Genomic DNA, 6,720 nt, shown 5'->3' with positions numbered 1-6,720 from the left:
ATTAGAGAAAGCCTGGTCAAATGCATTTTTATTTTTGAAATTTACATATTTTTCTTCACAACATTAGTCAGAGATCCATTAAAAGCAAGATTAATCCTCTGCTCAATAAGACTTTTAAGACTTTTTATGAAGTGCTATTAAATATTTTGCCTAGGGCTGAAGCAAAGCCTTACTATAAATTGGAGAATAAGATTACATTTCAGGAGTTTGAAGAGGAATTCTTTAATCAGAAGATCAGGAAAGAGCAGATTCAGAGTAAGATTTCACCAGAGACTGCTTGGCATGTGATTAGAAGCTATATCAAGGGACGTAGATATGATGATTACTTGACGCCTGAAGAGTATCAAGGGATCGCCAGAAAGGATAAGACTGTAGATAGTAAGATTTATCAATTGGTTTATGATCGAGTTTGGTCTGTTTATAAGGACTTTCTGAAAGAAGAAGGGAAGTGGGATCAGCAGGATTTAGTTAGAGATGTTCTCTCTTATATCAATCGAGATGGAGTTGTTCTTGATCAGGAATATCTATCAATCTTCTGCGATGAAGCTCAAGATTTCACCAAAATCGAATTGAAGTTTATTCTACAGCTATCGGCTTTTTCTAAGTATAATTTAAGAGAAGTAGAGTCCTTCATTCAGGTATTACCATTTGCCTTTGCTGGTGATCCTTTGCAGACAATTACCCCTACTGGTTTTAGGTGGGATCGCTTTAAAGAAATGTTATATAATGAATTGAAGAATAACTTTAATTTAAAGAATCCGAATAAGTTTACCCAGGATAGCAAGTTTACTCTGCATTATAATTATCGCTCTGCTCCTGAAATAGTTAACTTTTCTAATCGTGTGCAGTTTTTCAGGAAAGAGAAGTTTGGAGAGCAGGTTAAACCACAGGAAGCATGGTTTGAAGGAAAAGGGGATTTACCAAAGCTATTTTTGTTTACAGTAGGAGAAGGAATTTCTGAAGAAGAGTTTATTGAATATGCTGATAATACGGTGATCATTACGCCTTTTTCAGTAGGGGGTCTCGATAAAATAGCAGAAAAAGTGGAAGGCGATCCGTTATTAGGTCGGATAGCCAAAAAGAATGAACATACTCTAACTGATGATGGTGTAATTGGGATGTTTACTTCCTTGACAGCTAAAGGATTAGAATTTGATAAGGTGATAATTTACAAATTTGGTGATTATCTAGGAAAGGACTTATTGAATAGTGTAGAGGAGACCCAGTCTACTACAGGGATTGAGATTGAATACTTTATTAATCGTTTGTATGTAGCATTGACTAGAGCCAAAAAGCAATTGATTATTGTAGATAGTACTGTTGGTCGAGAGTACTTATGGGATTATTTTGAAAATGAAGCTCTAGAGGAGATGAATTCGGAAGAATTTGCTGAATGGTTCAGTGGAGAGGAGTTTGCTTTATTGAAGGATGAGTCTCCGGAGGTAATGGAAGAGAAGCATTTGTTAAAGGTTGCTCATCAATTAAAGAAGAAGGGAATCTTAAATGAAGATCCTATTCTATTGAGGAATGCACAGCAACTGTATGAGACTGAAGGTGAAGCCCAGGAAGCTGAGGTTTGTGCTGCCTGGTATCATAAGTTTAAGTATAACTATCTGAAGGCCGGAAAACTCTTTCAGAGGCTGTCAGGCGAGAATGAAAGGGCTCTAGAGTGTTTCTGGCAAGGAGAGCATTGGACGGAAATAAAGAAATGGTATGATAGTAATCCGGGTAGACTGGATAAGAGATATAAAAAGATTGCGGAGTTTATGTTGCTTGACCAAGAGCAAGAGTCGATTGATAAGATTGATTTAGGCAAGGAATTATTGATAGATAGCTATGACGAATTAGAAGAGGAAGTTAGAAATTCTAAGCAATTTGAACAGGTTAAGCAGGATTTCTTCCGTACTTTAGCAGATCAAAAAGAAAAATTACCTTCTGAGCAGTTGGGTAGTATTGCTGAGGTTCTGGATGAAGGAAGACATTATCTTGATTATAATGTAGAAGAGATTACTGAGTTAATATTTGAGTTATATTATACGGCTGGGGAGTATCAACAAACTGTAGATTTTGTGGCTGAGAATGATCTTGAAGCTACTGAGCAGTATTATAGAGCTAAGACGGAATTATCATTTTATCCTGATACTATAGATTATTTATATCGGCTAGAGGATTATGAGCAAGTTATTAAAGAGTATGAAGCAAATAATAAGGATTTGAAATCTAAAGAAAGGTTACAGAAAGTGGGAAATTCCTATCTTGAACTGGATAAGGTAGTTGAAGCTGCCGAAGTGTATATTGAACTTCAGGCGGTAAAGAAAGTTGAAGTAATCTATAAAAAGAATATTTCTTACTTTAAATCTCAATTTAAGGAGAATGATGGTTGGTTCTTTACTCGGTTGTTCGATTTAATGCTGCAAGAACGGCGATTAGGAGATGTATTTTATGGTATTATTCGCAAACATTTTGGAGATGACTGGAAACAGAAAGTTGAGTTGTGTAAGATTCTTTTTAAGTTGATTGCTACTAATGATTATTTCCCACAAAAGAATGTGGCTGACCTATCACAGGCAAAGGTAAGGGACTTCTTTGATGAAACTAAAAGATTGGTTTTTGATCAGAATCGATATAATATCAATATAATAGAAGCAAGCTTAAGTTATGAAAAAGTAGAGATTAAGTATAAATGGTTGCTTGGTTATTATGAGGAGTTATTAGAGATAGATCCTGGTAAGTTGAATTATAATAATGATGTGGAGTATGAGAAACAGCTAAGTTATTTATACAGCAAAAAAGTGGGGATTCATCACTTTCCTCGAACTAGGTGGTTACATGCTAAAAAGAAATTTATTGAAATAAGTGATAAAATGTCTGAAGAAAGAGCGCAGGAACATCAGACAGAAATAGAACAGAAGTTAAGAGATTGGGGTTTAACTGAAGATGATATTCCGACAGGCATTCCTAGCTTGGTTGAGGTAGAAGAGATAGAATTAGGTTTTGAGTCAGAAAAAGAAGTAATCCGACTTCAAGTAGATACAGATGATAAATTTAAAAACGATATGATCTATGGAGAGTTAAAGAAGGAAAACCATAAATTTAATGATAAAGTGATAGATACTTTGATATTAAATCTTGATAAGCTAGATGCAGAGGAGCTAGGACAAGTTATACTCGAAACCAAAGAGCTAAAGTTGGTCTTGGAATTTTAAGAAGATTATATAAATATCTTGCTTCTTGTTTGCTAAGTAGTAAGTTAAGATGCATAACATAGCTATTCTATAATTTTAGTAATTTCTATGATTCTTTGAATAGTTTCAGGCTCTAAATTTTGAGTCTCTTTAAGCATCCTTTGCAAATCTTCTCTACAATTTAATTGCTCCCAACACTCTAGCAGCTCTGGATTATTAGCCAGAGCTTTTTTTATTTTCTCAGCAGTCTTTCTTTCATCGGTAAGTCCAAGGAGATAATCTGTACTTACATTAAAAATTTCAGCTAATTTAGTTAATGTGTCATATGGTGGTTCCTTACCTTTGGTTTCATAACCTGCTATTGTAGCTCTACTTACCCCCACTTTTTTTGCTAATTTTTCTTGAGTTAAATCGAATTCTTTCCTAAGTTTTTTAATTCTTTTAGCAAGGGACATTTAATTTAACCTCCGTTAGATATTTGATGACCATAGATTAAACAAATTAACAATTGATGTATAGTATTATAATAAATTAAAATGTTCCTATTGTAAACATCTAGTTCCTTATATCCACTTTATATACCAATGCACTTGACAAAGTGCCTTAGAGGAACTATAATATAACTAATATTTGTTCCTTATCAGCACAAAAGGAGGAGAAATTAATGCCTAGCTTAGAAACAGAAAGATTGAAAAGAGCCGTCATCAAAGAAGAACTAGTAGCCTTAAGCGGAGACTTCAAAAAAGCGATCATCCTCAACCAGTTCCTATACTGGAGCGAAAGAGTAAAAGACTTCGATCAGTTCATAGCTGAAGAACAAGAGAGAGCTAGCCAAGAAGGAGCAAGTCTAAATATCCAGCCCCGTCGAGGCTGGATCTATAAATCAGCCAAAGACCTATCTCAAGAAACCATGCTTAATCTCAGTCCCAACACCATTCGCAAGCATACCGAAGCCTTAATCGAAGCAGGCTACTTAGAACGTCGCCAAAATCCTCACAACACCTGGGATAATACCTATCAGTATCGAGTTAATTTACTTAAGATTCAAGAGGACTTATTAGCTCTAGGCTACACTCTAGCAGGCTACCGCTTTAACTTAGAATTAGTTAAAGCCGAAGACTTAAAAAAAGAGCCAGAGCCACCGCAAAAAGCACAGGCGGAAGAAGTAAAAGCTGAGCCTCGAAACGCAGATACTGCGCCTCGTAGCTTAGAAAACTGCGCCGCAATACCAGAGACTATTACAGAGATTAGTAACAGAGATACTAACTTAGTTGAAAGTTCGCCTGCACAAGAATCGGGCTTTAGTCTCCATGCTGAATTTGAGGAAGCACTGACTTATATCCGTACTCAGACCGGACAGGACTCCCTAAAGCATGAATACCTGCTCAATAGTGATCTGGAATGTTATGGAGTAGCTGTGCTTAAAAAGGCTACCGAGTTAGCAGTCTTAAAACAAAGCCTGCACAAGAAGGAGCAGGATATTTATAGCTATGGCTATATTCGCTATTTCATTGCCGAAGCGCAGGAGCTACTTGAAAAGAAGGAGCTGCAAGAGGAAGCGAGGGTCTATGCTGAGCAGGAGCTGGCCCGGCTTTGTCAGCGGATTATTAAGTGATGAAAACAGAGTTAAAAGGATTTTAGTAATAAATCTTAGCAAACTGTTTATTATTTAGAGTAGATATGTTATAATTTTGTTAAGAATAATTTACACTATGAATATTATTATATTTAATTTGTAAAAAGATATTAACATAGTTGCTTGTTAATCGCATATATTAATAGGGGAGGTGGGATATAATGAACATTGCTAAAATTATTGGTGATAATTTAAAGAAGATTCAAGAGGAGTATGGTTATAGTCAAAAAGAGATGGGAGATATTATTGGTGTTACCAGACAGACTATTGCTAAATATTTGAACGGAGAGCAGGTATTAGATAGTGGTAAGTTATATCAAATGGCAAAACACTTTAATAAATCCATTGACTATTTCTTAGCTCCAGATGATGAGGAGCAGAAGTTAGCATTTATGTTTAGAGCTGATGATCCTGCAAATAATTTTACTAAAAAATTACGCAATCATATAAGTAAGCGCTTTAATTTTTATCATGAAGTAATTAATTTAAGTGATTCACAAATAAAAGATTATATTCCCGAAGAATATAACTTAAACTTAAAAGGGTCGAAATTATCCGGGGAAGAAAAAGAGGTTATTGAAGAGATTGCTGAAAAGCAAAGGAGATATATGGGGGTAGATGACGCTACTGGGATTAATGTGTTTAAGGTATTTGAAGAAAACAATATTAATATAGTAGCTGAAGATATTAATAATTCAAAATTAGAAGCTCTATCGGCTTATTCTAAAGAAAAGGGAGCCTTTATATTTATTAATGATAGTCCAAATAAGCCAGAAGAGAGAAAGGTGTTTTCGGTTGCTCATGAATTGGGCCATTTAATTATGCATCGTGATGAATATAGTAAAGAAGCTGAGGATTTAAAATATACTAATTCAAGGATTAAAGATATCAGGGAGAAAGCTGCGAATCACTTTGCTATGACTTTTTTAGTCTCTCCTAAGATATTAAAAAGACATTATAATTATCAACTAGATGGATTCATAGATTTAGAATTGATTTATGATATAAAACAGGATTTTGGAGTAAGTGCTGAATGTTTGCTTAGAGCATTAAAAGAATATAAAATAATTGAAGATGGACTTTATGGTTATTTGAGAAATTCATTACACCAAGAAGGATTTAAAACTGAAGAACCTGAGCCTAGAAAGTATATTAAGAAGAATGAAAAAATAACTGCCTTAGTAAAAAGATTAATATTCGAAGATAAAATTACTATTAATAAAGCTGCGGAAGTATTAAATTTACCATTATTAGAGATGAGGCAAAAAGCCAAGGGATGGAAAAAAGTTGAATATCTCCAAACTTAAGAGTTATTATAATAGAAAGGCGGTTATTGACAATAATATATTAACTGATTTTATAGAATTAACAGCGGTTTTAAAGGAAGATTATATGTTCATGCTAAATGAATTATTTACTAAGGTTATTATTCCTACTCCCATTTTAGATGATGAAAATATTCATGATAATTTAGGCAGTCTAGAATATGAAGCAGGGGTCTTTCAAAGTGAACTTGGATATGAAGTTTTTATGGAGTTGGGAGATTGGGCTAATAATAAAACGAGTAAGCAATTATCTGAATATGATCGATATGTAATAGCTATTGCAGCAGAGATGGGTATTTTAGTTGTTAGTAATGATGGCCCAATTCGAAAAACGTGTAAAAAATATAGTATAGAGGTTACTGGTACTTTGGGAGTTATATGTTCAGCTTATGAAAATGACTTAATATCTTTTGAAGTAATGAAAAAAGGACTTAAATTTTTGTTTTCTGATGAATCTAGTTGTTATTTAAGTTTAGGGTTAAGGGAAGAGATTTTTGATTATTACTCTATAAAAGACTAATGCCAGCTACTTCCTAATAGTGAAAGAAGGCAGTAACTGGCTATTTTGATTTAG

Annotated in this window: 5 protein-coding genes; 4 read left to right on the top strand and 1 reads right to left on the bottom strand. The window is 34.2% G+C overall.

Annotation, left to right across the window (positions count from 1 at the left end):
- Window positions 1-131: 131 nt before the first annotated feature.
- Window positions 132-3,206, top strand: a complete 3,075-nt coding sequence (locus tag MWH30_RS07380; protein ID WP_248663423.1) for a 3'-5' exonuclease — start codon at window positions 132-134, stop codon at window positions 3,204-3,206.
- A 62-nt stretch (window positions 3,207-3,268) separates the two neighbouring features.
- Here the strand turns inward: MWH30_RS07380 and MWH30_RS07375 are convergent, their stop codons facing one another.
- Window positions 3,269-3,640 (bottom strand): helix-turn-helix domain-containing protein, encoded by a 372-nt coding sequence (locus tag MWH30_RS07375; RefSeq protein WP_248663422.1) that lies wholly within the window; start codon window positions 3,638-3,640, stop codon window positions 3,269-3,271.
- 209 nt (window positions 3,641-3,849) lie between these two features.
- Here MWH30_RS07375 and MWH30_RS07370 point away from each other — a divergent pair, with 209 nt between their 5' ends.
- The 3 genes from MWH30_RS07370 to MWH30_RS07360 all read left to right on the top strand — a co-directional run bounded on the left by MWH30_RS07370 (window position 3,850) and on the right by MWH30_RS07360 (window position 6,666).
- The gene (locus tag MWH30_RS07370; protein ID WP_248663421.1) at window positions 3,850-4,800 is read left to right on the top strand and encodes a hypothetical protein; all 951 of its coding nucleotides are present in this window, start codon (window positions 3,850-3,852) and stop codon (window positions 4,798-4,800) included.
- A 182-nt stretch (window positions 4,801-4,982) separates the two neighbouring features.
- Entirely contained in the window at window positions 4,983-6,128 is a 1,146-nt protein-coding gene (locus MWH30_RS07365; protein WP_248663420.1) for a helix-turn-helix domain-containing protein, read from the top strand.
- Window positions 6,109-6,666 (top strand): PIN domain-containing protein, encoded by a 558-nt coding sequence (locus tag MWH30_RS07360; RefSeq protein ID WP_248663419.1) that lies wholly within the window; start codon window positions 6,109-6,111, stop codon window positions 6,664-6,666. The genes MWH30_RS07365 and MWH30_RS07360 overlap by 20 nt, the downstream gene beginning before the upstream one ends.
- The last annotated feature ends 54 nt before the right edge of the window (window positions 6,667-6,720 follow it).

The organism is Fuchsiella alkaliacetigena (assembly GCF_023227765.1).
GTDB lineage: Bacteria > Bacillota > Halanaerobiia > Halobacteroidales > Acetohalobiaceae > Fuchsiella > Fuchsiella alkaliacetigena.
The sequence above is the reverse complement of the archived record's forward strand: the minus strand, read 5'-3'. Positions and strand labels throughout refer to the sequence as shown.